Below are 22416 nucleotides of genomic sequence, written 5' to 3'. Positions count from 1 at the left end.
CCCGCTGATCACTTCACCTCTGGAGGGTGACTCTTATGACACTACACGCGCCTCGGTTAGGGCATAGCTCCGCTACCGGCCTGCTCGACGCTGAGCGTGCCCGTATCGCCGCGATCGTCGCGTCGCCCCCGCCGCCGGATCTGACGTTCGAGGAGCGCATGTGTGATCTTGCGATGGTGGGGCGTATGTTCCCGTCGTTGAAGGAGCGGGCGTTGGAGCTTGTCGGGGTGCTGGCGCGGATGGAAGTGGACCGCATGCGGTTGGACCACCTGGAGGTGAACGGATGACCCCCGAGGAGCTGACCTGGGCGTACCAGTCGGCGGTGGAGGCGGTGATGCGCAGCCCGCGGTTCGGTGCACGCCTGGCCGCGCTGGAGCGCGCGGCCGGCCTGGCGCCGGATGAGGCGACGTTCCGGCGCCTGGGCGTGGAGATCCGCGGCCTGCTGGATGAGGTGTTCGCCGTGGTGGATGCCGAGTGGGTAGCGGCCGGGCGGCCGGTACCGGTGCACGGAGGCGCCTGAACGCGCGCGACGAAGCCCTCTCCCCGAGCCGGGGCGAGGGCTTCAGTCTGCGAAGGGGTGGAGCAGGTTCACGACGGTGACAGTGCGCTCGTCGTCGTTGACGGTCACGACGACGATGACCGCATCGACGCCGGTGGTGCGCATGTGGACTGGTCCGGACTGCGTGCCGCTCCATGGGTCCGTCTGCCGAAACGGGTCGTCGGCGATGTCGTCGATGCGGCTGCGCAGCTCGTGCTGGAGAGGGACGGGCAGCTTTCTGATCTCCCGGCGCATGTCGGGCGGGGTGATCAGGCGGTAGCTCACGCTGCGTCGGTCTCCGCTCGCTGCAGGCTCTCGGACCACTCTTCGAGCCACCGGTCGGTCTGGCCGTCGTCAGCGTACTCGGGCGGCAGCTCCCCGTTGTGGCTCTTGGCGTATTCGAGGAGCCGGTCCATGCCGGGCTTGGAGGCTTCCCACTGCTCGGCGAGCCGACGCCAGCGGGCGATCACGTCGGGGAGCTGGTCGACAGGCGTGAGGTTGACGTCCCGCCAGAACGCCTGCCGGTTCTCAGGGTGCGGAAGTGCGTGTGCGATGGAGTCGATGGTCCACGGTGTGTCGCTGCTCATGACTCGACTCCAGACTCGTGGCGCTGTGACCTGCAGCGTCGGTGCGGCTGGCACATATTGCCGTGTGCCCAGAGAGTAGCAAACGCGACTGTCGGGTTTCCGACAGTTGGGCTTCTGTGCGACTCGGAGACGACGATGCACTGCCCCGGCCCGATGGGGCCGGGGACCCGTCACGCGGCGCTCCTCTCCGCGAGCGGCAGCTCCCGCAGCTCCGCCCACGTGTACGACGTCGAGCATCCCGCACACCGCTGCCCCTCCGTCGACAGCGTGATGGCGAGCGTCCCCCCGCAGGGGCAGACGACGCGCACCCGCCGCTCGGGCCGCTCCCCGGTGGCCTGCGCCCGGCACGCGGCGTGCACCTGCCGTATCTCGCCGACGAGTTCACCCCACGCGGGGTGGTGCTCGGCGGCCCACGGCAGGTTGCCCCGCAGCCGGCCGACGACCTGATCGAGCTGGCCCTGCAGGTCGCCCTCAAAGCGCGGGTGCAGCCAGCCAAGCAGGTCATGGAGGTCCGACAGCCACGTCTGCAGCACGGTCACCACGCCCCCGCGGGCGGCCAGCGACAGCGGCTCCAGGCGCAGCGGGAGGGGTGCGGTGCGGCTGCCGGAGACCCGTCCGTCGCCGCGGCCCGAGCCGGGGGTGAGGGCGCCGGAGAGCCGGGCGTACAGCCCGTCCGGGCCGGCGAGTTCGGCGAGACGGCGGTCGGTTGCGCGGAGGCAGACACCGCAGCCGAAGTGATCGAGTTCCGACTCCCAGAGGTTCCGGCCGCAGGCGGTGCAGCGGGGCGTGTCCGTGTCCATGGTCGTGCTCCGTTCGACGTGCGGGCGGTTCAGTGGCGGCGGGCGGGCGGCCAGTAGGGGCTCTGCCAGGCGGGCCGGTCGGTTGTGCGGGAGGGCTGCGGCGGGGCGAGCGCGAATTCATCGGGGCCGCTGCCGGCTGCCGCCCTGGCGGCTTCGGCGAGTTGCTGCATGGCCCGTCCGGCGTTCTCCATGACGGGTCGCATCGCCGCGGCCATCCGGGTCAGGTACTCCCGGATCGGCCCCACGAACTCGTCGATGACGGCTTGCGCTTCGGCGCGGGCGAGGTGCGTGTGCGGTCCATCGAGACCCGCGGCGGCTTCGTCGACGGCGTCTCCGGCTTCGAAGCTGTCGAGGCCGTGGTTGGCGATGAGCCGGCCGATCAGGTACAGGCGGGCGGCATGCCGGGCGCGCGGCTCGTCGTCCGCCACCGGCCCGCAGCGCATGGCGTCGGGGCTGACGAACGGGTCGCCGAGTGCGGCGTCGATCTGGTCGAGGATGCGGTCGGTGCCGGTCACGGGGTGACTCCCTCGGTCTTGATCAGGACTCCGTTGGGTCCGCGCCGGTAGGTGCGGGCCTGGTTCTTGGCGAGCTTGTTCTCGACCTCCAGGCCGAGGTCGATACCGGTCATCTCGGCGATGGCGACGAGGTAGAGGAGGACGTCGGCCAGTTCCTCGCCGAAGTCGGGGAGGCCCTTGTGCCAGGCGGCGAACGCCTCGCCGAGTTCGCCGGTGAGCAGGCCGAACTCCAGCGGCACGTCGGTGGTGTTGAAGCCCTTGGCGATCTTGTTTTGCCATGCGGCGGACTGGATGGCGCGGAGGGTGAGGGCGCCGTCCGCGTCGACGTGCCCGATGGCGATGTCCAGTCCGGCGGCGGTCCCGGAGTGGACGAGGGCCGTGTCGTCGCGGCGGGAGGCGCGGGCCGCGGCGTGGGCGCGGTCCCGCTCGGCGACGAGGCGGGAGCGGAGGGCGGGCGGCGGCGCTGTGGGCCCGTCTGCCGCGCCCCGAGGCTCTGTACGCCCCTGTGACGCGTTGGGACGCGCCTCTGCAGCCTGAGTCTCGCCTGAGCGCTTCTCGGCGCCCTGAGGCCCGTTGTGGCCGTTTCCCGGGCCATGATTCGGGGTGAGAGAAGATGCCGTCACCGTCCATCAGTCCCTTCTGGTGTGTTTCGTGGCGGTTCGAGGCCGAGTTGGGCGGCGGCAAGGTCGATCGCCTCGCGGATCGACAACTCGCCGTCGGACGCCGCGCGCAGAGCGAGCGCCCGCACATGCAGGTCCTCGGCGATCCGCTGCTGCTCCGGCGTCAGGGCATACGGCCCGCTACGCCGATGCGGCGCGGGCTTCCGCGACGGGCCCCAGCGGTCGACGTCGGACGTCACAACGCCCCCTTCGGGTCGCTGTTGAGTTCGATCTCGTCCAGACGCATCAGCCCTCGCCTCAGCGCCACCACCACCGCATGCGTCCGGTCCTGGGCGCCCAAGTGCCGGTAAGCCCGATCCAGCAGGTCGTTCACCGAGTTCGTGGAGATGCCCATCCGTCTCGCGATCCCCACGTTCGTGCGACCCGCGGCGGCATGGCGGAGCGCCTCAAGCTGGCGACGGGTGATCCGGGTACGCAGCACCGCGGGCCTGCGCTCGTACACACCAGCCATCGCGGCACCGCGCACCGGGGCCGTCACTGTCCGCCTCCGATCGCGCGGGCCACCGCGAGGGCGTCGACGACGCTCGGGTTGGTCTCCGGGATCGGCCGCCCGCGGACGTCCTCGCACGCATCGCAGAAGCGGGCGATCTTCCGCAGCCACACGGCGAGCGGCTCGCGGGCACGCACCAGGCCGGCCACGGCAGGAGTGGCGGTCACGGCGCCGCCGAACTGTGCCGACTCCAGCACCTCAGCCGCGGCGCGCAGTTCGGCCGCCGCGGTCACGACGCCTCCCCGTTCGCCAGGCGCAGCAGCACCGCTCCGTGGCAGTGGTCGGGCTCGCCGGGCTCGGGCAGCGGGCACCAGCACGCCAGGTCCCGGCCGTACAGGAGTTGGCCGACGAGGGCCCGCAACTCCGCCTGGCCTGGGGCGGCCAGCCACGCCCTGAACCAGACGCACGCGATGCGCCGGGCGTCCACGCTGCTGGCCCTGGTGGCGATCACCCCGCCGCGGTCGTCCAGCACCGCGAAGCCCTCGGTGCCGCGGTCCACGACGCGGAAGGGGTTCCCGAAGCGGGTGCGGCGGCCGACGTAGCGGGCGCCCTCGGGCATGCGCCACCCGCGGGAGCGGCGGCGCTGGATTCGGGTCGGCATGCGGGTCTCCTTCGGGGTCGGGGTTGTGTGCGGCTGGGTTGGCGGGGTGGTCACGCGGCGTCCCGGAGTTCGGCGCTCCACCGCCAAGCGGTGCGCTCGGCGACCTCGAGGCGGTCAGCGACGACACGGATCGACACGCCGCGGGCGAGGAGCCGCCGCCCGGCCGCGCGGCGCTCCGCGCGGGACAGGACCGCGGGGGCGGTCGGCTCGTTCACCGCCCGGTCGACGAGCACGTCGTCGAAGTGCTCGATCACGACGCCTCCCGGGCTTCGGCGAGTCGGGCGGGGTGGACGGCGCCGTCACGGAGCGGCATGCCGTCGAGGTGGCACTCGACGCCCGGCTCGACCTGGCACAGCGGGCAGCAGGCGACCGACCGCACCCACGCCGAGATCCGAGCCGGGTGAGGCAGCGGCAGTTGGCGGGAGCTGGTCTTCGTCACGCACGGCCGGTGCTCTCGGGCGGCACACCACGGGCAGGGCACCGCGCGGGCCGGATGCTGCCGGGCCCGCAGCATGTGGCGCAGGTCGTCGGGCATCGGGGCGGAGTAGCGGCGAGTCACGAGCGGGCTCCTTCGTCGACGATCTCGGCGTCGTGGATGTCGTCCTCGGGGTCGGCTTCGCGAGCGAGGTGGCGGGCGGCCATGGCACGCACCCGCGCCTCCTCGGCGGCCCGCTCCTCGGGTGTCGGTTCCGGGATGCCCTCCGCGGCCCGGACGCGGGCACGGTGGGGCCTGCCGCGCTCCTGGCCGAGCGGGCGCTTGTCGCTGCCGCCCGAGGTCTTGCAGCGACGGCCGACCGCAGCGCGGCACGCCGGCACCGGGCACACCACGCCCAGCGGGCCGGCGCGGCGCACCACCTCGCGGGCGGTCTCCTCGTCGGAGTCCGGCACAGGGCGGCCGACGCCGGCGAGCGCCTGGGCCACGTCCGGGTGCGGGCCACCGGTAAGCGCGGGCCGCTCGGTCGGGGCGGGCACCTGGCCGGAGGCGATCGCGGCGACCTGGCCGCGCAGACTGGCCAGGTACTCGGGCACCGTCTCGTCGCCGACAGGCTGGTACTGGAAGTTCTCCAACCTGCCGTTGCGGATCTTCGTGCGGAGGGTGCGGACGTGGTGCGGCAGGATCCACAGCTTCGCGTCAGGATCCTTCGGCGGCGTCGAGTAGTAGATCGCGACCGCGGCCTTCGCGTCGTCGTCGAGCGGCACGTCACTGAGGGCCGAGGCCCAGGCGATCGCGGCGCCCTGGCTGGGCTTGCGGTTGTCGAACATGGCGCAGTGGCCGAGGAGTTCGGCGGCCTCTCGCGGGTTCATGCGGAATCTCCGGTGTCGGTGGAGTCAAAGGAGGCGGCGACGGCGGCCCAGCCGGCAAGGTTCGTGTCCGGGCCGGGGAGCGGCTGACCGGGGAGCGCGAGGACGTTCGTCGGCAGCGCCGAGTTCATGGCGCCATTGACGAAGCTGGCGATGGCGGAGGGGTCGGCGCCCTTGCGCATCCACTGGGCGAGGCCGCGGCGGATGTCGTCGGGGTCGATGTCCTCGGCGAGGAGCTTCTTGATCTGCTTGCCGACGCGGCCGACGACGTTGCCGGGCGGTCGCTTAGCGCAGCGCTCCAGCCATTCGCCGACGATCGTGCTGGCGTCTACGGGCTGAGCCTCAGCAGGCGCATGTTCAGTCGCACCGACGAAGTCGGTGGGTTCCACGACGACCAGCTCGCCTCGCCCGCCCGACCCGCCCGAAGGCTCTTCTTCTGGGGTAGGGGTAGGGGCAGGGGCAGGGGAACGCGCGTGTGACGTGCCCGCGCGCCCGCGCGTTGAGGGTTTCGGACCCCCCTCGGGAAGGGTTTCGGAGGGGGTTGCCGAAGGGGTTCCGGAGGGGGTTACGGAACCCCTTCCGGAGGGGTCGTCGTCGGGGCTGCCGAACGCCTTCCGGAGGGTGTCGATGCAGTCGGAAACCTGCTGCCAGATCGACGGCCCCTGACCCCCGTTGCGGAGTTTCGTCGGCTCGCCGCTCAACTCCTCCAGCGGGATGCGGTCCATCTCGGCGAGGAGAGCCCGCTGTAGCCGGCGCGACGTCATCTCCAGCGCGCCGGACACCATCGCGCCCATGACCTTCGGCATGCGCCACACGCCGTCGTTGCGGACGAAGGAACGGATCAGGAGTTCTTCCGTGTCCTCGTCCACGACGACGAAGCGGGCGTCCTCCAGGTCGGCGATGCGCTTCTCCAACTCGGCGACCGTGAGACCGCGAGCCTTGCGCGCCCACCGCCGGAGGGTGAGGTCGAGCAGGCCGGCGTGGTTCAGGTTCGGCTGGGAGATCAGGAACAGGTAGAGGCGCTGCGCCCGCTCGTCCAGCGCCAGGAAGTCCGGGTCCTCCCAGATGGAGGTGAGGATCCTGCCGTGGCCACGTGCCATGAGCTGCTTCTTTCTGACGATTCGGATTGAGGTCAGCAGGCGCCGGTCATCGGCTGGCCTTCTTGTTGAGGTACGGCTTGTGCTCCTTCAGGAGCCGGTCCTCAAGTCGGTAGGCGTGCTCGCGGTCGCGAGCCGGATGTGCCTGCCAGCGGACGAAGTTCTTGCCTTCGCGCTGGTGGGCTGCCATGCGGGTGCGGAATGCGTCGGTGGAGCCGACGTAACAGGGCTCGTTCGAGGCGTCGAAGAGCACGTAGACCACGGCCAGCCCGCCCTTCGGGGCAGCCGACTTCTCGTCGAGCGGGTACTCGCCCACCCAACTGCCTTGAGGGCCGTTGGGCAGATGACGCGCCAGGTAGGGCAGCGCCTTCCACTTGATGTCGATGTGCTCGTCCCACCGGGTCTTCCGCCCGACGAATCCCAGAGCGCTGTAGCGGGCGTAGATAGCGACGAGGTGGTGCAGGGTGATCTCGCCTGCGCGCAAGGCGACACCAATCCGGTGCAGCACTTGGTGCTCGGCTTCGTGTCGGGCGGCCTCCAGCTTGAATTCCTTCTCTCGAAGGAGTTCGACGTGCTGGAGGCTGTCGGTGATCGACCGCCCGACGTCGCCTCCGATGTGCTCGGCGAGTTCACCGAGGCCGCTCTCGGCGGTGTGTCCGTCGTTCACGCCGCCTCCCGGTCCCGCGGCGCCCCCGGCCCCGGCTGCGGCTGCTCACGCCCGGCGAGGGCCCACGGCGCATGCCGGTCGCACCTGATTCCGCAGGCGTACAGCCGCGCCCGTTCGAGCCCGTGGGGGAACCACGGCATCCCGCACGGCGGGGTCCGGCGCCGGGCGCTCACGCCGCACCTGCCTGCGTCGTCCACTTCGCCCGCCGGCGCCGCGCCTTGTCGTCCTCCCGCGCCTGCGCGCAGAGTTCGTCGACCGGCTCGCCTTTGGCGACGTGCCGGCGGTAGGCGGCGTCGGTGCCGCAGGGTGCGAGCTTGCGTCCGCCTCCGTGGCGCCGGCCGGACTGCCGTGCTTGGCGGCGGAGGATGGTGGCGCGCTGCCTCTCGTCCAGCCCGCCCCAGATGCCGTACTCCTGGCGGGTCGCCAGCGCGAAGGACAGGCAGGCGCCACGCACGGGGCAGATGCCGCAGACGGCCTTCGCTGCCGCGGACTGCGCCCGGTCGGCGACCGGGAAGTGAAGCTCCGGATCCTCATCGCGGCAGGCGGCGGCCATGCGCCAGTCGTTGCCGCTCACGCCGCCTGCTCCGTGTCGTGCTGGGTGAGCCCGCTGCGGTTGATGGCGGTGTCGAGGGTGTTGCGCTGGACACCAAGGCGGTCGGCGGCCTGTGCGCGGGTGTAGCCCTGGGTTCGGATCAGCCACAGCGCGTCTTCGACGAGGGAGACGGACCGGGGGGTGGCCTCTCCCTGGTCTGGCTGGGCGTCGGGGTCTTCGATGCGGTCGTCGTCCCATGCCGCGGGGGGCGACCACTTGTTGCGGCGTGCCCAGCGGCGTGACCGTTCGGCGGCTGCCTTGGTGACGCCGTGGTTCTCGGGGCGTTCGTCCCAGAGGCGGTCGTAGGTGCGGGTTACCGCGGCGGCGGTGGTGGCGTAGAGCCGCGGCTGGCGGAGCAGCCGGCTGACGGTGGCGCTGGCGAGTCCGGCGTGGGGGGCGAGGGCGGACATGGGCCAGCCGATGGCGGCGAGGGCTTGGAGGCGCCGGTGTGTGCCGGTGGCGTCGACGATGCCGGGGGTGGCGGTGTCGGGTTTGATGGCGAGGATCTTGTCGGCGGTCTCGCGGGTGGCTCGCTTCTTGACGGGCCGGCCGGGTCCCGCGGGGTAGAGGAAGCCGCCGACGGTCGCCGGGTACAGTCCGGCGATCTCCGCTACGCGGGTGAAGGAGATGCCGTGGTCGCGGAGCATGAGGAGGTGCCGGCGGATGGGTTCGGCGTCGACGAAGGGCTGCCAGGTGCCGTATGCCGTCTTGCGGTAGCGGCGATTCTGGTAGTCGCGGTAGTTCTGGCGGCACGCCTGGCATTTGCAGCCGTGGTACTTGTGCCGGGAGAGGCTGCCGTGCGGGGGCAGCGGTTTCGCGGGGGTGGTCACAGCTCCTCCTTCCGGGGCTGGGTGTTGCGCCGCCTGGCGGTGCGCCGCATCCGGCGGTCCATGGCGCGGGTCCAGTCGTCGTCGCCGACGGGGGTGGTGTCGGCGGGGGTGGGCTCGGGCGGCGGCCCGAGGGCGTTGAAGAGGCGGTCGAGTCCGCGGTCGACGGCCTGCGCGGCGGCGTCTTCCGGGGTGGTGTCGGCCCGCTCCCGCTGGATGTCGCCGAGTTCGCGGCCGGCGCGGCGGATGCAGTGGACTGCCGCGGCGGCGAGCAGGGCCGCCAGCGCCAGCGCGGTGATGGCGTAGGGGGTCATGCCTCGATCACCTCCACGGGGATGCCTGCGCGCTTCGCGAGGCGGATGCAGCCGCGGGTGCCGTAGCTGGCGCCGTGGGGGACGGCGAGCATCCGGTCGGGCCGCGGCGTCTTGGCGACCATGAGTGCGTTGCGGCGGGGCCCGGCGCCGGGGCAGTAGGTGTCCAGCAGGCCGGGGTGGTGGATGTCGCCGCGCTTCTTCCACCGACGGTGGCGGCGGCCGGAGAGTGGTCCGTCGTCGGGGCATTCGGGGCCGCAGTGGTCCCAGTCGGCGGGCATGGGGTCGGCGGTGACGCGGCAGAGTTCGCCGTTGAGGCTGATGAACTCGGCGGCGGCTTGGTCGGCGGAGGTGTCGCCGGGGCAGTCGCCGTGCCGGACGATCAGGTCGCGCGGGCCGATCTCCGCGGCGATGTCGAAGATGCGGGCGCCGACGATGCCGGGCTTCGGGAGCGCGCGGGCGCCGGAGAAGAGGAGCACGAACGGGGTCATCACGCCGCCCTCCCCTGCTGTGCCGCCCGCGTCCCGCGCCACGTCCGCACCCCGCTGTGCCTGGTGGTGGGTCGGTCGCTGGCGGCCCAGCCGGCGGTACGGATGTAGCCGTCGGCGGCCAACAACTCCATGAACCGGCCCCAGTGCGCGCGGGGGTTGGGCGGGTCGGGGAGCTGGTGCTCGTCGGCGATCTCGTAGCAGGTGAAGGTGCGGCCGGACTGTGCGGCGTCTATGTACGCCTGGCGGACCTTGTCGGCCCACGTGTCGAAGTCGTCCGCTTCGGGGACTTCGGCGCCGGTGATGTCCTGCTGCCCGGGGCCGGGCTGGCGGCGGGCGGTCACCGTTCGGCCCTCGCGGTGAGCGTGCCGCTGGAGCGTCCCGGGGTGCGGCCGAGGATGCGGCGGAAGGTGTCCCCGATGGCCGCGTACAGCTCGTCGTGGAGATGCTGCCGGACGGTGTCGGTGAGGTCGTCGCCGGTGGCGATGTGCACGGCGAGTTCGATGGTGCCGTCGGGCAGGCCGTAGGCGTATGCGGGTCCGGCGACGAGGTCGTGGATCTCGACCGCGTGCAGCCACAGGTCGGTCGTCAGCGGGCGAGGGGTCTCAGTCATGGCGGTGTGATCTCCTTGTGTGGTGGGCCGTCCTGCTCGATTTGGGCGGGCAGGACGGCCCGCGGGGTCAGGCGGTGGTGTCGGGGCGCAGGCCGAGGTTGGGGATTTCGCCGCCGTGATTGGCGACGGCATCCCACAGGCGCTGCCGGGCTCGGACGCTGGTCGAGCCGTGGTCGAGGAACCCGGCCCGGATGTCGTCCAGGGGTGCGGCCCAGTCCGCGAGTGACGCGGCGTCGCGTGCGGCCTGTGCTGCGGCCCGCTCGTCGGGGAAGTTGGCAATCACCACGCCGTGCGAGAGGCCGAGCGACCAGCGGTGGGGGTTGCCGACGGAGACGTTGTCCGGCTTTTCGAAGACGAAGAGGTTCGGTGCGGCCTCGGTGGCGGTCACCGTCTCCGGGCCTTCCTGGCAGTGGATGACGAGGTTCACGGGGGACATCAGTTGCCACCTTCCGACTGAGCGGTCTCGTCGTCGGCCGCGTCGTCGCCGAGCTGCACGCTGTAGTCGGCCGCCGGCGTCGGCGCGGTGAGGGCGGCGACGGACAGCGGGGCCCGCGCGGGGACGACCTCGGCGTGGACGGTGCCCTCCAGCTCTTCTGCGACGTAGGGCATGCCGTGGAGGGCGTCGGAGGCGATGAGGCGGGAGAGTTCGCCGGTGGCGCGGGCGACGAGCATCGCCTGCGGCTGCTTCTTCCACTGGTCCTTGCTGGTGAGGCCGAGCTGAGCGGCGCGCTCGATGGTCCACTCGACGGTCTGCCACGTCTCGGAGCCCTTGCGGCGACCGCGCATGACGCAGCGGGCCGGGGTGGACTCGACGAGTTCGATTTCGTGGCCCTGCTTCTGGACGACGGCGCGCATGGCGTGCGCCCGCAGCGCCGGGGTTCCCTGGATGACGTCGATGCTCTTGAGCGTCGCCATGGGCTTCATGCCGAGTTCGGCGCCGGCGAGGATCGCCGCGGTGATGTCGCCGGGCTTCCCGCGCAGCGACTGCGGCACGAAGCTGGTCTGCGCCAGCTTCTCGGCCATCTTGTAGGCGAGGTCTGCTTCCTGCGCCCACACCATCAGCGCGGTGGTGCCGCGCGACGGCTCGGGCGCCGTCGGCTGCTGCGCCGGGGCCGCGGCCTGCTCGCGGTGGGCGAGTTCGTTGCTGGTCATCGGATGTACTCCTCTGCTTGGCGGGTGGTGTCCCAGGGCGGCATGCCGATCTCCGGGATTTCGGTGACGGGCCCGGTCCAGTCGGGCCACGTGTCGGTGGCGAGGCAGTCGGCGTAGATGCGCAGTGCCCGGCTGTTGCGGGCTCGGCCGATGGCGCGGTCCGGCTCGTGCAGTTCCCGCACGGTGATCAGGTGGGGCGGGGTCTTGGACACGAAGACGAAGAGGAAGCGGACCGTCTCGGGCTTCAGCACGATGCGGATGCCGTCGGTGTAGAGGGCGTCCTGCTGGTGGTACGAGTAGTCGCGGATCGCGCGGGACACGGCCGCGGGACTCGCGTCCTTCGTCGTCTTCAGGTCGACGGCGAGGAGCAGGCCGGGTAGCGGCTTCAGCCAGTCCGGGCGCACCCGGCAGCGGACGCCGGTGTCCGGGTCGGTCCAGTAGAGGGTGCGCTCCGCGATGCCGGTGCCGGGCGCGAAGAGCGGCCCGGCTTGTTCGTGGCGCCGGATGGCTTCGGCCATCGCGTCGACCTGGTCGCGCTCCTTCGGCAGGAGGGGCACCTTGCCGGCGTCGTAGGCGGTGTCGCGGTCAGCGCGTGCGGCGACCGTCTTGTAGTCCGGGTGCTTGATCTCGACGATCTCGTGGCCCTCGCCGAGCACCGCGGCGTGGACCGCGTTGCCGAGGTCGAACTCCCGCTTCGGCGGCCGGGGGTTGTCGCGGTCGTACTTGAACTGCGCCGGGCACCCGGGGTCGAGGAGCGCGCGCAGGCCGGTGGACGAGATCGACGACGTGTCGGCGTGGTAGTCCTCGATCGGCAGGTCGTCGACGACCTTCGCGTCGGTCTCCGGCGGCGCGACGGCGGTCATGCGGCACGCTCCACGGCGGGTTTGCCGACGACGGCGTCGAGCTGCTTACGCTCCAGGTAGCGCCGGTTCCGGTCGTTGGCGCACGGTCGACAGACGCGCCGACCGTTCGGTGCAGGCTCGGGGAGCACGTGGCCACGCGAGCAGGTCGCCTTGGCGTAATGGGCGCGGCGAGAGTTCTCCTTGTGTGTGACCGCTTCAAGGTGGCCCGGGTTCACGCACGGGCGGTTGCGGCACAGGTGGTCCGGCTCCAGGCCGTTCGGTACGGGGCCGAAGGTGATCTCGTAGGCGTAGTCATGCGCTTTGCGCTGACGCTCTCCATCCCAGAAGCGGCCATACCGCTTCTGGTCGACCGAGTTGAGCCAAGGCCAGCAGCGACCGAGTTCGGGCCGATGCGTAGGAACGGGCCCGCTCTTGTTGACCTTCTCCCAGAAGCGTTCCTCGGCGGACTTGGCGTCGGGTCGATAGGTCATCGGGTTGCCGTGCTTCTGCCAGCGGGCGTAGTGCTTCGTGCACCACGTCCGGCAGTACGCGGGCTTCTCGCAGCGGTCGATGGAGCAACGCGGCTTCATCGAGCACCACCACCAGTGACGGCGTCGTATACCGCCTTGCACCACCGTGCGTCGACGAGGGCCTGGTGGCCGTCGTCGCCCGGCGGCTCGACACCGACCGCACGGGACAGGTCGCGGGACTTCCACGGGAAAGCGACCGGCTCAAGTTCGCCATACTCCGGCTCCGGCACGCTGATGGGGCGGCCGTAGGTGCCCGCCAGCCAGCCGGCGGCGAGCGTCGCGACGTCGACGGTGCGGTAGTGCCAGACGACGCGGCGGCTGTGGGCGTGGAGGAGCTTCTTGAGGAAGGCGTCATCGAAGGCCGGGTTGGAGCCGACGATCACGGTGTCGTTCAGCGTCTCCTGCAAGTCGAACAGGAACTCGGGGAGGCTCAGCCCGAACGGCCAGCCCTCTCCGGACACGGGCAGGGTGACGGCCTCCCAACCCGAGGGCACGGCGAACCGCTCCTCGTACCGCCCGATCTTCAGCGCCTCGGGGTCGGCGTTGGTGAGGTCCGGGCGGACCTGCCAGAGCCATTCGCGCTCGTAGCCGTCGGGCTCGCGACGGATGACGGCGACCTCCCACACGTCCCCGAAGCGGGGGTCGAGGTGGGTCGTCTCGGTGTCGACGAAGGCGAGTGCGGTCATCAGAACGGCACCGCCTCGGTGCGCCGGCGCCACAGCGGGATGCGGATCCCGGCCGGGTTCCAGCAGTCGCAGATGTCGATCTCGGGGTCGCTGGTGACGGCGCCGTCCTCACGGACGGTGCCGCCGTACTCCAGGCCGCCGGCTCCGGCGCAGTCCCAGCAGTCCGGGTCAGGCCCGCGGTGGATGTAGATGGCGCGCTGGTACAACTCCGCCATCCAGCGGCCGATGGTGATCGTGCGGTGCATGTCCTGCTCTCCTTGCGGACGCGTTGATCTTGGGTGGGTGTGTGGCTGGGTGGGTTTCAGGTCCGGCTGGTTGGCGCCCGGAGCGGGATTCGAACCCGCACTGGGGCCGCTTTTAAGGCGGCTGCGTCTGCCTGTTGCGCGATCCGGGCGGGGGCTCATGCGGCGACCCCGTCGGCGAAGAGCTGTAGCTGCTCGGTGATCGCCTGCTGGCTGGCGGGCGCGGGTGTTTCAACGCTGTCGCTCGCGCCGTGCTCCTGGCCGCCGTCGAGGCGCTGGCGGGCGAGCTTGGGGTAGACGGCTTCTTCGATGGCGCGCCACACCAGCCCGCGGGATGGGTCCTCCGGAGCCTTCGGCTCGCCCCGGTTGCCGAGGACAGTGGAGACCGTGTCGCCCACGGGGGCCCGGTTGCGGTTGGCGAGGATGACGGTGGGCGTGCCGTGGCCGGGGATGTAGCACCCGGACGAGTCGATGATCCACTGCATGTCGTGTCGGCTCAGGTACTGCTCGACGTACCGCTTGCCGAACTCGCGCTTCATGAACGAGTTGGCGGTGAGCTGCGCGCACCAGCCGCCCGGCAGGAGCAGGTCGTTCGACAGGGCGTGGAACGGCAGGGACAGGGCGTACTTCATGTGGCACACCTCTGGGTACGCCGCCCGTACCGCGTCCCGCTGCTCGGTCGTCTTCGGCGTCACGTAGGGCGGGTTGGCGATGACCGCGTGGTAGTGGCCGCGCTGAAGCAGCGGCTCGTCTCGGTTGAGCAGCGCGTCGGCCGCGGCGACCTGCACGGGCCAGTCGGGGGCGGCCTCGTTGAGGCCGGCGAGGTGGCGGGCCATGGCGACGAGCCGCAGCCGGGCGATGAGCGCCGCGTAGGGGTCGAGGTCGACACCGTGCACCGTGTGCAGGGCCCGCTCCACGCTGGCCGGAGTAGCCGCGGTGCTGTCGCCGGGCGCCCAGGTGGCGGCGCGGGCGAGGGCTTCGATGAGGATGTGTCCGGTGCCGCACGACGGGTCGATCACGCGGAAGCCGTCGAGGGTGCCGTGTGCGTCAAGGGCGGGCAGCCAGGCGAGGGCGAGGAGCAGGTCGGTGATGTAGCGGGGGGTCTGTGCGAGCGCGCGATGCTTGCGGGACTCCTCGGACAGGGCCTGGTAGGCGTTGCCCAGCAGGTAGCCGCGCGGCCGGTGCACGGGGTCCGCGGGCGGGTGTTCGGCCCACAGGTCGCGGATGACTTCGGCGTCGGCGTCGCTGATGTTCTGCTCCCACAGGGCTACCGCCCCGGGGTCGGTGAAGGCGTTGAGAGCCGGGTGGGTGTCGGTGAGCCGCTTCAGGCCGTCGCGGATCCCGGCGGCGTCCGCGGCCGGGCGGGCGCCGGCTGCGATCTGGTGGCTGTCGGCCCACCAGAGGACTGCGCCTGCGTGGACCCAGGCGACCGCGGCGCGGTGCCCGATGTCCCGGGCCAGCCGGTCGACGATCCTCCCGGCGGCCTTGTCGGCGGCGGTCGGGAAGCCGGCGTGTCCGCGCTGGGCGGGGGTCCCGGGGCCGGCCGGAGTGTCACCCGCGACCGCGTCGGCGGGCTCGTAGCCGGTGTCGCCGATGACGGGGCACAGCGGCTCCCCGTCGAGGTGGGCGTGGTCCGGGATGGGCCCCCACCGGTAGTCCCAGGTCGTCGGGTGCTCGGCGCGGGCCGGCTCCCCGCACTCGGGGCAGGTGATCTCGATGCTCATGGCGGTCCTCCTCTCGGTTGTGTGGCTGGGTGGGCTCTGGCGTCCGGGCCCAGGTGTCACCGGACGCCAGAGCCCCGTCTCAGGCGGCGCCGGGCTGGGCGGTGGGCAGCGCGACGGTGTCGTCGTCGGCGGCCGACCCGAAGTGCCCGCGTCGCGCGGCCTCGGCGAGCGGCATGACCGCCACGGGCCCGTTGACGGTGCGCACGCCGTGGGGCGCGGTCGCCCGGTCGTCGGGGGCGGTGTCGTCGCGGACCATCGGCGGCACGTCGATCGCACCCAGCCGGGCGAGTTCGGCCTCGGCGGCGGCGGCCCGCTTCTCGGCGCCGGCGGTGGACGCGGGGGAAGGGGAGAGTGGTCACGCCCTGACCTCCCACTCGGCGCAAGCGGCCTCCAGCGCGTCGGCGTGCTCCCAGGAGTCGCCGATGATCCCGCCGTCCCAGCCGCGCCACGCCTCGAAGTTGGACGGGCCCCCGGGCTTGATCTCGTGAGCGATGACCTTGCGGGCGACGTCAACGACGGCGGCCGGGCTCGCGAAGCCGTACACCGGCAGCGTCGTCGGGTACCGGTTGGAACCGTCGTCGTTCAGGGCGGCGAACTCCCACGACGGGCCACGCTCGGGGCCGCCTTCCTCCAGGCCCGTGTGCCACTCCCAGGTGAGGATCAGCCCGTGCCGCCATCCGGGGGCCTCAAGGGTGATGACGGCGTTGAGGTAGCAGTACTGGCCGCGGGTCTCGGCGTCGGACGTCCAGTAGTCGGTGGCCTCCACCCCTGCGGTAGTGAGGGCGTCGGTCACGGCGGTCACGTAGGCGTCATGCGGAAGGGCGTTCATCGTGTACTCCGTTCGGGCTGAGGGTCTGGGGTGTGGGCGGCGGTGCGCCGGTAGCGGCGGTAGCGGCGGTAGCCGAGCGCGAGGACCGCGACGCACGCGGCGGCGTAGGCGGGCGGCGTAGGCGATCAGGGCGGCGGTCACGTCATGCACCACCCGGAGTCGCAGGCGCCGTCGCCCTCGTCGAACATGGGCAGCAGGTCGACGCCGTCCGGGATCGCCTCGCGGAGCGGCTTGTTGAACCGCGTGAGGTACACGTGGTCTTTGCCGAGTTCGTCACGCCGCCGATTGAGCAGCTCTTCGAGCTGGCACGACTTCTCGAAAAGCTCCGGCTCGTCACGCCGCTGGTCGTGCCAGGTCTCCGGCCGGTGGAACGGGCAGAAGAAGCACGACGACTTAGGCGGCACAGGCAGCCCCGCCTCGCGGATAATCCGCGCACAGTCGGTGCGGCGCAGCCCGAGGTCGAGCAGCGGGTAGGCGATGACCTCGTGTGGCTCGACGCGGCGGCTGTTCGCCCGGTGGATCTCGTCGACCGATATGCCGATGCCGATGACGGCCGGGTTGTCGGGGCTGGCGCCACGGCGCTTCAGCTCCCGCCCGATGGTCTTGATTTTGAAGTCGACCGTGCAGGACCGGGTACCGGGCGCCCCGTTGGACATGCGCACCGGGATAGGCAGCGACCGGGAGCCCTCACGGGTGAGGCGACCCCACAGGGTCTCCACACTGCCGTCCCGCTTCACGCGGTCGAGGACGACCAGTTCGATGCCGTGATCGGCGGCGAACGGGCGGGCGTACTCGTCGACGTACCGCAGCGTGGCGGGGTTCTCGGAGTCGTCCCCGACGTTGGCCATGAGGAACAGCGGGAAGTCGATGCGGCCCTGCGCGGCGAGCACGAGGAGCGCAGTGGACTGGACACCGCCGCCGAAGCTGACGGAACGAAGCGCGTTCACGACGCCACCTCCCCGCGCCGCGCCCGCACCTCGGCGATCGGCTGCGCCGCGGCGGCGACCTTCGCGTTCAGCGCGAGCCGCGCGTCGTAGGCGTCGAACGGCTCCGTCAGCCCGGCGTCCATGGACGCGGCGAAGTCGGCAGCGGCACGGCGCTTGGCGTTCACGGCCAGCGCGTCGGGCAGCAGCGCCTCCAGCCGCGCCAGGCGGGCGGTGAGGTCGGCGACCACCGCGGTCAGGTCGTCGTGCGCCGGGGCGGTCACGAGGCCGCCCCCGTCGGCTCGAAGCGCTCGATGTCCTCGCCGGTGAGCGCTTCCATCGCCATTGCGACGAGGTCGCGTGCGGCGTTGGCCGTGACTGCGTTGCCGAGGAGTTGGACGCAGGTGCGGTCGTCGTTGGGGGTGAGGATGTAGTCCGCCGGGAAGTCCATGAACGCCTGGTATTCGGCGACGGACAGCATCCGGAATCCGAGGTCGTCCACACTGTCCACGGGGCCGCCGTACAGAGCGGCGTGGCCTTCGACGGTGGTGACTGTGCTCAGCGGCTGCGCAGCGGGCCGGGCGTTGGAGTTGCTGAAGTACGGCAGCACCATGTCGGGTGCCATGACGACGCCGTGGTTCTTGCCGCCCGCGGTGACGGTGGCCAGCGGCTGCGTGACGTTCCGGTGCGAGGACGAGCCGCCGCGGAGTTCCACCATGTACGGGTGGACGGCGAGCCCGGTTTCGTTGCGGGTGGAGCAGGTACGCATCGGGGTGTCGATGCTCATGGGCTTCTTGCCGTCGCGGCCTTCGACGGGGACGAGGAACGGCTTGGCGAACTCGTCGAAGCCGGCACGGATGCGGCGCATCGTGTTGGGGGCGAGCGGGTCGAGTCCGGCGTCACCACGGTTCTTGATCGCAACGGCGGGCCGCTTCCAGTCGATGAGTTCGGCGGCGGCGCGGACGGGCACGGTCACGACGCTGTTGCGGCAAGCCGTCTGCGGGCAGCGCCACACGTACTGGTTGCGTGCGCCGTACTTGCCCCAGGGCTTGAGGGGATGGCACAGCTTGGTGGTCTTCCAGCCCTGGATGGCTCGCACCGGGCCGTGGGTGGCGCAGTGCGCCCAGGGCCGCAGCCACTTGTCGAAGTCGGGGGTGCGTCCGAGCGACTCGTGGGTGAAGAAGTCGTACTTGCGGTCGCGGGACTGGGCCGCGGGGTCGCCGAGGGCGGCGGCGTGCATGCTGTTGAGGTAGATGGCGCGGTGCCGGTAGCCCCACGCCTTCATGACGCCGAGCCAGGCGTCGTAGACGACGCCGCGGTTGTGCTTGGGGCCCCACCAGCGGGATTCGACGACGTTCTCGACGATGATGATCGGGTACTGGTGGGCTTCGGCGAAGCGGGGGACGTCCCACATGGTGGCGCGGGAGCGGATGGCGGCTTCGTCGGTGCCGTCGGGTGCGAACAGCCCGTCGTCCCACTCGCCGTGTTCGCGCCTGGTGCCCTTGGCGTTGGAGTGGTTGGTGCACTCGGGAGATGCCCACAGGATGTCGGTGCGAGGGTAGCGGCGGGGTTCGACTTGGGAGATGTCGGCGCAGTCGTGGTCGGTGTCGGGGTGGTTGGCCTGGTGGGTGTCGATGGCGTGCCGGGAGTGGTTGGCGGCCATCACGACCTTCATGCCGGGGATGCGGATGGCTCCTGTGCTGACGCCGCCAGCACCGCAGAACAGGTCGGTGAGCGTGCACGCGTGGTTGTCGTGGTGGTACATCACACGCCTCCCGCTGGCTCGTACCAGCGCCCATTGGCCGGCCCGTGCGCGACGAGCAGCCCGGCGCGGAGGAAGTCGTCGCGGTCACTCCGCGCGGTGGTGCCCTTCGGCGCCCCGAGCCCGCGGTTGACGGTCCGGATGTCGCCGGTGGTGACCGTCTTGCGGTCGCACAGCGCGGCCCACAGGCGGTGCTGGCGGGGGTTGAGGGCGTTCATCGGGACGCACCCCCGTCCCGGTCGGTGTAGAGGAACCGGAACAGGGCCTGCTGGAGGTCGACCATGTCGAAGGCGTTGTCCGGGCCGATCGGCGGGTACCCGTGCCGCTCAAGCACCTCGGCGACGTCGATCACGAGGCCGCGCGTGAACCGGGGGTCGTCGTCGGGCTCCGGCCGGATCGGGTAGTGGCGCTCGGTCATCACGCCACCTCCTGTACGGCTTGCTCGTCGTGTTCGCGGAGGGCGACGCGGACGGCGGTGACGCCGAGGGCGTAGCCCCACGCCTCCAGCTCGTCGGCCCGGCTGCGGGCATCGCGGGGCATGATCCGTTCGGTGATCTTCAGCGTCTTCAGGGAGCAGCCCGCGGCAGCGTCGATGACTGCCTGCCGGTGGCCTTCGCGGATCCGCGGGTACTCCTCCGGGTCACTGATGACCTTCGCGCGCCGCAGCGGGGCGAACGCGGGGTCGGACTCGGGGAGGTCCATCAGCCAGAAGCGGGCGATCATGAGTCCCCCTTCGGCGGCCGGGGGTAGCCCGGCGTGGGGTAGGCGGTGTCGCTGTCGGCGTCGAGGAAGGCGTGCATCTGGCTGAGGAACGCCGGCTTCTCGCCGGCGCGGGCGGCCTGCTTGTCGTGGAGGTCAGCGAGGACCGTCTCCAGCGGCACGTCGAGTGCGTCGATGCGGCGGGTCTGCGGGATGGCCATCACGACTCACCACCCGGGAACACCTCGGGGTGCGCGGCCTTCCAGTCGAGCCAGTTGCGCATCGGCTTGCCGCTACCGAGGGTGTGGGTGCGGTCCATGACCTGCTCCAGCGTCAGCGGGCCGCCGCTTGCCTCGTCCGGGTTCCGCTCGCGGATCGCCGGTGGCGGGGGGGACGAAGGTGGGCCCGTACTGCCACGACACCTGGCGGTAGCCCCAGTCGCCGGTGCCGTACTTGATGAACACCGTGGTGTTCCAGCCGGAGTCGACGTCCAGCGGTCGGCGGTCCATTTTCCGGGCGTAGCCCTCGTTACCGAACCAGTAGTGCCGGTGCTCCAGCAGGAACGACACCAGCATCTGCGACTCGGCGTCGGTGGGCCGCTCCATGCTGCCGAACGGCGGGCCCTTCAGGTGGTCGGGCCCGTCCGTGACGACGCCCAGGTACGCGGCGACGTAGAACCAGCGCGGGTTGAAGCTGCTGACGACCGGGATGCGGAGCTTCGTCAGCGGGTCGTGCTCGTCGGCGTCGACGCCGAACGGCCAGTCGGTGCTCATGCGTCGCTCCCTCGTCGGAGCCAGCGGAGGAGTGCGGCGATGGGCCGCGGGGGGCGCCGGGTGTCCAGCGCGTGGGCCAGGTCGGCTGCGGCAGCGTCGAGCAGCGGGGCGGGCGTGGCGTCGAGGGCGTCCATCAGGCACCGCCCTGCTCGTCGGCGCAGCGGAGGGAGGCGTCGACCATCCGGGAGTCGGAGTAGTGGTCGATCAGCAGCTCCCGCAGCGGGCCGCCGTCCGGCATCTCGTTCTCCAGGCGGCAGAGCTTGCGCAGCAGCTCCCTAAGGTGCGCCAGCTCGCCCGGGTACTCCTCGATGGAGGCGGCGTAGACCTTGGCCGACAGCTCGCCGATCTCGGCGAGGAGGGCAGCCGCGTCGCTGGAACGGACAGCGCCCGTCGCCTCGTACCGGGCCCGAATCTCCGTCAGTTGCTCGGGCGACAGCGGAAGCTCAGTCCATAGGTCGCGGGAGGTGCGGACCTCGGAGAGGAGCCGGGCCCGGCGGGGGTGGAGGTCAGCCACGGTCCCCACCCCCGTGGAGCACGTCGGCGAGGCGGGCGATGTCGTCCAGCAGCCCGGCGGGCATGGGGTCCCCGTAGCGGCGGTACTCCCGGTACGCGGCGAGCCTGGCGGTCAGTTCGGCCTTGACCGGCTGCCGGGCCTTCTCGTGCTCGTCGTGGACGGCGGCCTGCCAGTACACGTAGAACAGCTCGTCGCGGGCCTGACGCTGCTCCTCCTCGGTCAGCCGCTCCCAGGCGATCCGGCCGATGTCTTCACCGAACGCCTCGTCTACACCGTTCGCCTTGAGGTCGGTCTCGGACTCCTCCCACACGACCCGCCACAGCGGCGTGTGGTCCAGGTTCTCGGCGATCGCATCGAACTCCAGGTCACTCACCGGAACCACCGCCCGTCTGCTTCTGGTGCGGGCAGTCGGACGCGGGCTGCTTGCCGAAGCAGCGGCAGCAGCACCCCGGGTTCTGACACACCGGACACACCGGCGGCTTCGCCTCACCGCCCGTCTGGGCGGCGCGCGCCTCAGCGGCCATGGAGCGCACAGCGTCGGCGTCCTCGTCGCTGGTGATCCCGGCGGCCCGCAGCGTCGCGCACGGCCACAGTTCCCCGCCGCCGACGGTGTGCTCGCGGCTGCGGCACTCCGGCGGGTGCCCCTTGCAGAGCTTGGGGCGGCCACAGCAGCCGTGCGTGGGGTTCTCGGTCTTCGGGTGCAGGTCCAGCAGGGCCAGCCGCACACGCAGCAGCTCGTCCGCCGCCTCGTCCAGCACGGCGGCGCGGGAAGCGGCAGCCTCGGCGCGCAGGCGGTCGACCTCGCACCACGGGCACCCGCGGCTGTCGTCCGGCGCGCGGAGCCACGTCGGGTGGTCCGGGTCGTCGCACGAAGCCGAGACGCGGCCGTCTACGGCGCCAAGGTCCAGCGACCGGTACGCCGCCACCTCGGCACGCAGCGCGGGCACGTCCTCCGGGCCACCTTGAGCGGGGAGAGCGGCGAGGTTGTCAGGGCGGACAGCGCCACGGGCCACCTTGCTGGCGAGCACCCCGATCACGTCAGCCTGCTTCGCGTACTGCGGGCCGCGCGCCCGGTGCTCGCGCGCCTTCTTCACCAGCCAGGCGACGAACTCTTCCGTGAGGGTCGCCCGGATCTCCTCCAGCCGCTCCGGCTCGGGCTGGCGGGCGCTCACCGGGGACCACCCCGGAAGACACGCCGGATGCGCGCGGTCAGCTTGCGGTCGGCCTCGTCCTGCTGGGCCGTGCGGAAGTTCCTGGAGCTGTGGGCCGACGACCAACGCTGCGAACAGCGGGCGAAGTTGCGCTCGGCGGCGGCTCGATCAGGCTCGCCGTCAGCGGCGAGGAAGTCCGTGAGCGCGCGGTCGCCCTGGCCCGACGCGGCGTCCTTCCGGCGGACCTGCTCCAGCAGGAACCGGACCTGCGTGCGCAGGCGGTCGATCTCACACCAGGGGCAGGTGTGGGTGTCCTCGGAGTCGACAGCCCAGTCCGGGTGCACACCCTCCGGGCACTGCTGCGGGGTCAGGTCGTCGAGGGGTTCGGGTACGGGAGTTGCAGATGAGACCATGAGACTGGTCCACCTCTCTGTGATTCGGGATGCGGGTGGATCACGCGGCGTGAGCCGCAGTGGCCCCG

Annotated in this window: 43 protein-coding genes and 1 tRNA gene; 1 reads left to right on the top strand and 43 read right to left on the bottom strand. The window is 71.7% G+C overall.

Going from position 1 to position 22416, the window contains the following annotated elements; translation table 11 throughout:
* Positions 1–283 precede the first annotated feature (283 nt).
* Positions 284–520, top strand: coding sequence for a hypothetical protein (locus B124_RS22785; RefSeq protein WP_496504779.1), 237 nt, complete (start codon positions 284–286; stop codon positions 518–520).
* Positions 521–562: 42 nt separating this feature from the next.
* Here B124_RS22785 and B124_RS22780 read toward each other — a convergent pair whose 3' ends face one another.
* From B124_RS22780 to B124_RS22570, 43 genes are all read right to left on the bottom strand, one after another.
* Entirely contained in the window at positions 563–823 is a 261-nt protein-coding gene (locus tag B124_RS22780) for a type II toxin-antitoxin system RelE family toxin (protein ID WP_496504778.1), read from the bottom strand.
* Positions 820–1125, bottom strand: coding sequence for a hypothetical protein (locus B124_RS22775; protein ID WP_496504777.1), 306 nt, complete (start codon positions 1123–1125; stop codon positions 820–822). Before B124_RS22775 ends, B124_RS22780 begins: the two co-directional genes overlap by 4 nt.
* A 170-nt stretch (positions 1126–1295) precedes the next feature.
* The gene (locus tag B124_RS22770) at positions 1296–1925 is read right to left on the bottom strand and encodes a hypothetical protein (RefSeq protein ID WP_496504776.1); all 630 of its coding nucleotides are present in this window, start codon (positions 1923–1925) and stop codon (positions 1296–1298) included.
* A gap of 29 nt (positions 1926–1954) precedes the next feature.
* Entirely contained in the window at positions 1955–2440 is a 486-nt protein-coding gene (locus B124_RS22765; RefSeq protein ID WP_496504775.1) for a hypothetical protein, read from the bottom strand.
* Positions 2437–3063, bottom strand: a complete 627-nt coding sequence (locus tag B124_RS22760) for a nucleoside triphosphate pyrophosphohydrolase family protein (protein ID WP_496504774.1) — start codon at positions 3061–3063, stop codon at positions 2437–2439. The genes B124_RS22765 and B124_RS22760 overlap by 4 nt, the downstream gene beginning before the upstream one ends.
* Positions 3060–3299 (bottom strand): hypothetical protein, encoded by a 240-nt coding sequence (locus B124_RS22755; protein ID WP_496504773.1) that lies wholly within the window; start codon positions 3297–3299, stop codon positions 3060–3062. The genes B124_RS22760 and B124_RS22755 overlap by 4 nt, the downstream gene beginning before the upstream one ends.
* The gene (locus B124_RS22750; RefSeq protein ID WP_496504772.1) at positions 3296–3598 is read right to left on the bottom strand and encodes a response regulator transcription factor; all 303 of its coding nucleotides are present in this window, start codon (positions 3596–3598) and stop codon (positions 3296–3298) included. Before B124_RS22750 ends, B124_RS22755 begins: the two co-directional genes overlap by 4 nt.
* On the bottom strand, positions 3595–3843 hold the full coding sequence (locus tag B124_RS22745) for a hypothetical protein (RefSeq protein WP_496504771.1): 249 nt from the start codon (positions 3841–3843) through the stop codon (positions 3595–3597). The genes B124_RS22750 and B124_RS22745 overlap by 4 nt, the downstream gene beginning before the upstream one ends.
* Positions 3840–4211: a DUF4326 domain-containing protein gene (locus B124_RS22740; protein WP_496504770.1), complete on the bottom strand. Its 372-nt coding sequence runs from the start codon at positions 4209–4211 to the stop codon at positions 3840–3842. Before B124_RS22740 ends, B124_RS22745 begins: the two co-directional genes overlap by 4 nt.
* Positions 4212–4261: 50 nt before the next feature.
* Positions 4262–4465, bottom strand: a complete 204-nt coding sequence (locus B124_RS22735) for a hypothetical protein (protein WP_496504769.1) — start codon at positions 4463–4465, stop codon at positions 4262–4264.
* Positions 4462–4770, bottom strand: coding sequence for a zinc finger domain-containing protein (locus tag B124_RS22730; RefSeq protein WP_496504768.1), 309 nt, complete (start codon positions 4768–4770; stop codon positions 4462–4464). The genes B124_RS22735 and B124_RS22730 overlap by 4 nt, the downstream gene beginning before the upstream one ends.
* Entirely contained in the window at positions 4767–5516 is a 750-nt protein-coding gene (locus tag B124_RS22725; protein WP_496504767.1) for a hypothetical protein, read from the bottom strand. The genes B124_RS22730 and B124_RS22725 overlap by 4 nt, the downstream gene beginning before the upstream one ends.
* Complete coding sequence (locus B124_RS22720) at positions 5513–6613, bottom strand: hypothetical protein (protein ID WP_496504766.1); 1101 nt, start codon at positions 6611–6613, stop codon at positions 5513–5515. Before B124_RS22720 ends, B124_RS22725 begins: the two co-directional genes overlap by 4 nt.
* 46 nt (positions 6614–6659) lie before the next feature.
* On the bottom strand, positions 6660–7277 hold the full coding sequence (locus tag B124_RS22715; protein WP_496504765.1) for a GIY-YIG nuclease family protein: 618 nt from the start codon (positions 7275–7277) through the stop codon (positions 6660–6662).
* A 169-nt stretch (positions 7278–7446) separates the two neighbouring features.
* The gene (locus B124_RS22710) at positions 7447–7851 is read right to left on the bottom strand and encodes a WhiB family transcriptional regulator (RefSeq protein ID WP_496504764.1); all 405 of its coding nucleotides are present in this window, start codon (positions 7849–7851) and stop codon (positions 7447–7449) included.
* The gene (locus B124_RS22705) at positions 7848–8699 is read right to left on the bottom strand and encodes a hypothetical protein (protein WP_496504763.1); all 852 of its coding nucleotides are present in this window, start codon (positions 8697–8699) and stop codon (positions 7848–7850) included. Before B124_RS22705 ends, B124_RS22710 begins: the two co-directional genes overlap by 4 nt.
* On the bottom strand, positions 8696–9010 hold the full coding sequence (locus B124_RS22700) for a hypothetical protein (RefSeq protein WP_496504762.1): 315 nt from the start codon (positions 9008–9010) through the stop codon (positions 8696–8698). Before B124_RS22700 ends, B124_RS22705 begins: the two co-directional genes overlap by 4 nt.
* On the bottom strand, positions 9007–9498 hold the full coding sequence (locus tag B124_RS22695; protein WP_496504761.1) for a hypothetical protein: 492 nt from the start codon (positions 9496–9498) through the stop codon (positions 9007–9009). Before B124_RS22695 ends, B124_RS22700 begins: the two co-directional genes overlap by 4 nt.
* Complete coding sequence (locus tag B124_RS22690; protein WP_496504760.1) at positions 9498–9839, bottom strand: hypothetical protein; 342 nt, start codon at positions 9837–9839, stop codon at positions 9498–9500. Before B124_RS22690 ends, B124_RS22695 begins: the two co-directional genes overlap by 1 nt.
* Positions 9836–10108, bottom strand: coding sequence for a hypothetical protein (locus tag B124_RS22685; protein WP_496504759.1), 273 nt, complete (start codon positions 10106–10108; stop codon positions 9836–9838). The genes B124_RS22690 and B124_RS22685 overlap by 4 nt, the downstream gene beginning before the upstream one ends.
* A gap of 67 nt (positions 10109–10175) precedes the next feature.
* On the bottom strand, positions 10176–10544 hold the full coding sequence (locus B124_RS22680) for a hypothetical protein (protein ID WP_496504758.1): 369 nt from the start codon (positions 10542–10544) through the stop codon (positions 10176–10178).
* A complete protein-coding gene (locus B124_RS22675) occupies positions 10544–11260 on the bottom strand; it encodes a hypothetical protein (RefSeq protein ID WP_496504757.1) in 717 nt (238 codons plus the stop codon). Before B124_RS22675 ends, B124_RS22680 begins: the two co-directional genes overlap by 1 nt.
* Entirely contained in the window at positions 11257–12123 is an 867-nt protein-coding gene (locus B124_RS22670; protein ID WP_496504756.1) for a PD-(D/E)XK nuclease-like domain-containing protein, read from the bottom strand. The genes B124_RS22675 and B124_RS22670 overlap by 4 nt, the downstream gene beginning before the upstream one ends.
* Entirely contained in the window at positions 12120–12692 is a 573-nt protein-coding gene (locus B124_RS22665) for an HNH endonuclease signature motif containing protein (RefSeq protein WP_496504755.1), read from the bottom strand. Before B124_RS22665 ends, B124_RS22670 begins: the two co-directional genes overlap by 4 nt.
* Positions 12689–13318, bottom strand: a complete 630-nt coding sequence (locus B124_RS22660; protein WP_496504754.1) for a 3'-5' exonuclease — start codon at positions 13316–13318, stop codon at positions 12689–12691. Before B124_RS22660 ends, B124_RS22665 begins: the two co-directional genes overlap by 4 nt.
* Positions 13318–13563, bottom strand: a complete 246-nt coding sequence (locus B124_RS22655; RefSeq protein ID WP_496504753.1) for a hypothetical protein — start codon at positions 13561–13563, stop codon at positions 13318–13320. Before B124_RS22655 ends, B124_RS22660 begins: the two co-directional genes overlap by 1 nt.
* Before the next feature lie 71 nt (positions 13564–13634).
* Positions 13635–13712, bottom strand: a tRNA-Leu gene (locus B124_RS22650).
* Between the two features lie 6 nt (positions 13713–13718).
* A complete protein-coding gene (locus tag B124_RS22645; protein WP_496504752.1) occupies positions 13719–15284 on the bottom strand; it encodes an Eco57I restriction-modification methylase domain-containing protein in 1566 nt (521 codons plus the stop codon).
* 79 nt (positions 15285–15363) lie between these two features.
* On the bottom strand, positions 15364–15549 hold the full coding sequence (locus tag B124_RS22640) for a hypothetical protein (RefSeq protein ID WP_496504751.1): 186 nt from the start codon (positions 15547–15549) through the stop codon (positions 15364–15366).
* Positions 15550–15639: 90 nt separating this feature from the next.
* Positions 15640–16113, bottom strand: a complete 474-nt coding sequence (locus B124_RS22635) for a hypothetical protein (RefSeq protein ID WP_496504750.1) — start codon at positions 16111–16113, stop codon at positions 15640–15642.
* A gap of 137 nt (positions 16114–16250) precedes the next feature.
* Positions 16251–17060, bottom strand: coding sequence for a phosphoadenosine phosphosulfate reductase (locus tag B124_RS22630; protein WP_496504749.1), 810 nt, complete (start codon positions 17058–17060; stop codon positions 16251–16253).
* A complete protein-coding gene (locus B124_RS22625; RefSeq protein ID WP_496504748.1) occupies positions 17057–17320 on the bottom strand; it encodes a hypothetical protein in 264 nt (87 codons plus the stop codon). Before B124_RS22625 ends, B124_RS22630 begins: the two co-directional genes overlap by 4 nt.
* Entirely contained in the window at positions 17317–18801 is a 1485-nt protein-coding gene (locus tag B124_RS22620) for a DNA cytosine methyltransferase (RefSeq protein ID WP_496504747.1), read from the bottom strand. The genes B124_RS22625 and B124_RS22620 overlap by 4 nt, the downstream gene beginning before the upstream one ends.
* Positions 18801–19016: a hypothetical protein gene (locus B124_RS22615; protein WP_496504746.1), complete on the bottom strand. Its 216-nt coding sequence runs from the start codon at positions 19014–19016 to the stop codon at positions 18801–18803. Before B124_RS22615 ends, B124_RS22620 begins: the two co-directional genes overlap by 1 nt.
* Positions 19013–19216 (bottom strand): hypothetical protein, encoded by a 204-nt coding sequence (locus B124_RS22610; RefSeq protein ID WP_496504745.1) that lies wholly within the window; start codon positions 19214–19216, stop codon positions 19013–19015. Before B124_RS22610 ends, B124_RS22615 begins: the two co-directional genes overlap by 4 nt.
* Positions 19216–19521, bottom strand: coding sequence for a hypothetical protein (locus tag B124_RS22605; protein WP_496504744.1), 306 nt, complete (start codon positions 19519–19521; stop codon positions 19216–19218). Before B124_RS22605 ends, B124_RS22610 begins: the two co-directional genes overlap by 1 nt.
* Positions 19518–19718, bottom strand: coding sequence for a hypothetical protein (locus B124_RS22600; RefSeq protein ID WP_496504743.1), 201 nt, complete (start codon positions 19716–19718; stop codon positions 19518–19520). The genes B124_RS22605 and B124_RS22600 overlap by 4 nt, the downstream gene beginning before the upstream one ends.
* A 72-nt stretch (positions 19719–19790) precedes the next feature.
* On the bottom strand, positions 19791–20270 hold the full coding sequence (locus B124_RS22595) for a hypothetical protein (RefSeq protein WP_496504742.1): 480 nt from the start codon (positions 20268–20270) through the stop codon (positions 19791–19793).
* Complete coding sequence (locus tag B124_RS22590; RefSeq protein WP_496504741.1) at positions 20267–20404, bottom strand: hypothetical protein; 138 nt, start codon at positions 20402–20404, stop codon at positions 20267–20269. The genes B124_RS22595 and B124_RS22590 overlap by 4 nt, the downstream gene beginning before the upstream one ends.
* A complete protein-coding gene (locus B124_RS22585; protein ID WP_496504740.1) occupies positions 20404–20784 on the bottom strand; it encodes a hypothetical protein in 381 nt (126 codons plus the stop codon). Before B124_RS22585 ends, B124_RS22590 begins: the two co-directional genes overlap by 1 nt.
* Positions 20777–21157, bottom strand: coding sequence for a hypothetical protein (locus B124_RS22580; protein WP_496504739.1), 381 nt, complete (start codon positions 21155–21157; stop codon positions 20777–20779). The genes B124_RS22585 and B124_RS22580 overlap by 8 nt, the downstream gene beginning before the upstream one ends.
* Positions 21150–21956 (bottom strand): hypothetical protein, encoded by an 807-nt coding sequence (locus tag B124_RS22575; protein ID WP_496504738.1) that lies wholly within the window; start codon positions 21954–21956, stop codon positions 21150–21152. Before B124_RS22575 ends, B124_RS22580 begins: the two co-directional genes overlap by 8 nt.
* Complete coding sequence (locus B124_RS22570) at positions 21953–22348, bottom strand: hypothetical protein (RefSeq protein ID WP_496504737.1); 396 nt, start codon at positions 22346–22348, stop codon at positions 21953–21955. The genes B124_RS22575 and B124_RS22570 overlap by 4 nt, the downstream gene beginning before the upstream one ends.
* Positions 22349–22416: the final 68 nt, after the last annotated feature.

The organism is Streptomyces sp. CNP082 (genome assembly GCF_059570535.1).
The sequence above is the reverse complement of the archived record's forward strand: the minus strand, read 5'-3'. Positions and strand labels throughout refer to the sequence as shown.

What these genes read in the sequence shown, in the direction of transcription:
- B124_RS22725 (WP_496504767.1), bottom strand. Translation starts at nt 5,516, where the DNA reads ATGAACCCGCGAGAGGCCGCCGAACTCCTCGGCCACTGCGCCATGTTC.
- B124_RS22680 (WP_496504758.1), bottom strand. Translation starts at nt 10,544, where the DNA reads ATGTCCCCCGTGAACCTCGTCATCCACTGCCAGGAAGGCCCGGAGACG.
- B124_RS22740 (WP_496504770.1), bottom strand. Translation starts at nt 4,211, where the DNA reads ATGCCGACCCGAATCCAGCGCCGCCGCTCCCGCGGGTGGCGCATGCCC.
- B124_RS22590 (WP_496504741.1), bottom strand. Translation starts at nt 20,404, where the DNA reads ATGGACGCCCTCGACGCCACGCCCGCCCCGCTGCTCGACGCTGCCGCA.
- B124_RS22670 (WP_496504756.1), bottom strand. Translation starts at nt 12,123, where the DNA reads ATGACCGCCGTCGCGCCGCCGGAGACCGACGCGAAGGTCGTCGACGAC.
- B124_RS22645 (WP_496504752.1), bottom strand. Translation starts at nt 15,284, where the DNA reads ATGAGCATCGAGATCACCTGCCCCGAGTGCGGGGAGCCGGCCCGCGCC.
- B124_RS22605 (WP_496504744.1), bottom strand. Translation starts at nt 19,521, where the DNA reads ATGATCGCCCGCTTCTGGCTGATGGACCTCCCCGAGTCCGACCCCGCG.
- B124_RS22700 (WP_496504762.1), bottom strand. Translation starts at nt 9,010, where the DNA reads ATGACCCCCTACGCCATCACCGCGCTGGCGCTGGCGGCCCTGCTCGCC.
- B124_RS22615 (WP_496504746.1), bottom strand. Translation starts at nt 19,016, where the DNA reads ATGAACGCCCTCAACCCCCGCCAGCACCGCCTGTGGGCCGCGCTGTGC.
- B124_RS22665 (WP_496504755.1), bottom strand. Translation starts at nt 12,692, where the DNA reads ATGAAGCCGCGTTGCTCCATCGACCGCTGCGAGAAGCCCGCGTACTGC.
- B124_RS22775 (WP_496504777.1), bottom strand. Translation starts at nt 1,125, where the DNA reads ATGAGCAGCGACACACCGTGGACCATCGACTCCATCGCACACGCACTT.
- B124_RS22620 (WP_496504747.1), bottom strand. Translation starts at nt 18,801, where the DNA reads ATGTACCACCACGACAACCACGCGTGCACGCTCACCGACCTGTTCTGC.
- B124_RS22595 (WP_496504742.1), bottom strand. Translation starts at nt 20,270, where the DNA reads ATGAGCACCGACTGGCCGTTCGGCGTCGACGCCGACGAGCACGACCCG.
- B124_RS22720 (WP_496504766.1), bottom strand. Translation starts at nt 6,613, where the DNA reads ATGGCACGTGGCCACGGCAGGATCCTCACCTCCATCTGGGAGGACCCG.
- B124_RS22635 (WP_496504750.1), bottom strand. Translation starts at nt 16,113, where the DNA reads ATGAACGCCCTTCCGCATGACGCCTACGTGACCGCCGTGACCGACGCC.
- B124_RS22610 (WP_496504745.1), bottom strand. Translation starts at nt 19,216, where the DNA reads ATGACCGAGCGCCACTACCCGATCCGGCCGGAGCCCGACGACGACCCC.
- B124_RS22600 (WP_496504743.1), bottom strand. Translation starts at nt 19,718, where the DNA reads ATGGCCATCCCGCAGACCCGCCGCATCGACGCACTCGACGTGCCGCTG.
- B124_RS22770 (WP_496504776.1), bottom strand. Translation starts at nt 1,925, where the DNA reads ATGGACACGGACACGCCCCGCTGCACCGCCTGCGGCCGGAACCTCTGG.
- B124_RS22785 (WP_496504779.1), top strand. Translation starts at nt 284, where the DNA reads ATGACCCCCGAGGAGCTGACCTGGGCGTACCAGTCGGCGGTGGAGGCG.
- B124_RS22685 (WP_496504759.1), bottom strand. Translation starts at nt 10,108, where the DNA reads ATGACTGAGACCCCTCGCCCGCTGACGACCGACCTGTGGCTGCACGCG.
- B124_RS22695 (WP_496504761.1), bottom strand. Translation starts at nt 9,498, where the DNA reads ATGACCCCGTTCGTGCTCCTCTTCTCCGGCGCCCGCGCGCTCCCGAAG.
- B124_RS22655 (WP_496504753.1), bottom strand. Translation starts at nt 13,563, where the DNA reads ATGCACCGCACGATCACCATCGGCCGCTGGATGGCGGAGTTGTACCAG.
- B124_RS22660 (WP_496504754.1), bottom strand. Translation starts at nt 13,318, where the DNA reads ATGACCGCACTCGCCTTCGTCGACACCGAGACGACCCACCTCGACCCC.
- B124_RS22675 (WP_496504757.1), bottom strand. Translation starts at nt 11,260, where the DNA reads ATGACCAGCAACGAACTCGCCCACCGCGAGCAGGCCGCGGCCCCGGCG.
- B124_RS22570 (WP_496504737.1), bottom strand. Translation starts at nt 22,348, where the DNA reads ATGGTCTCATCTGCAACTCCCGTACCCGAACCCCTCGACGACCTGACC.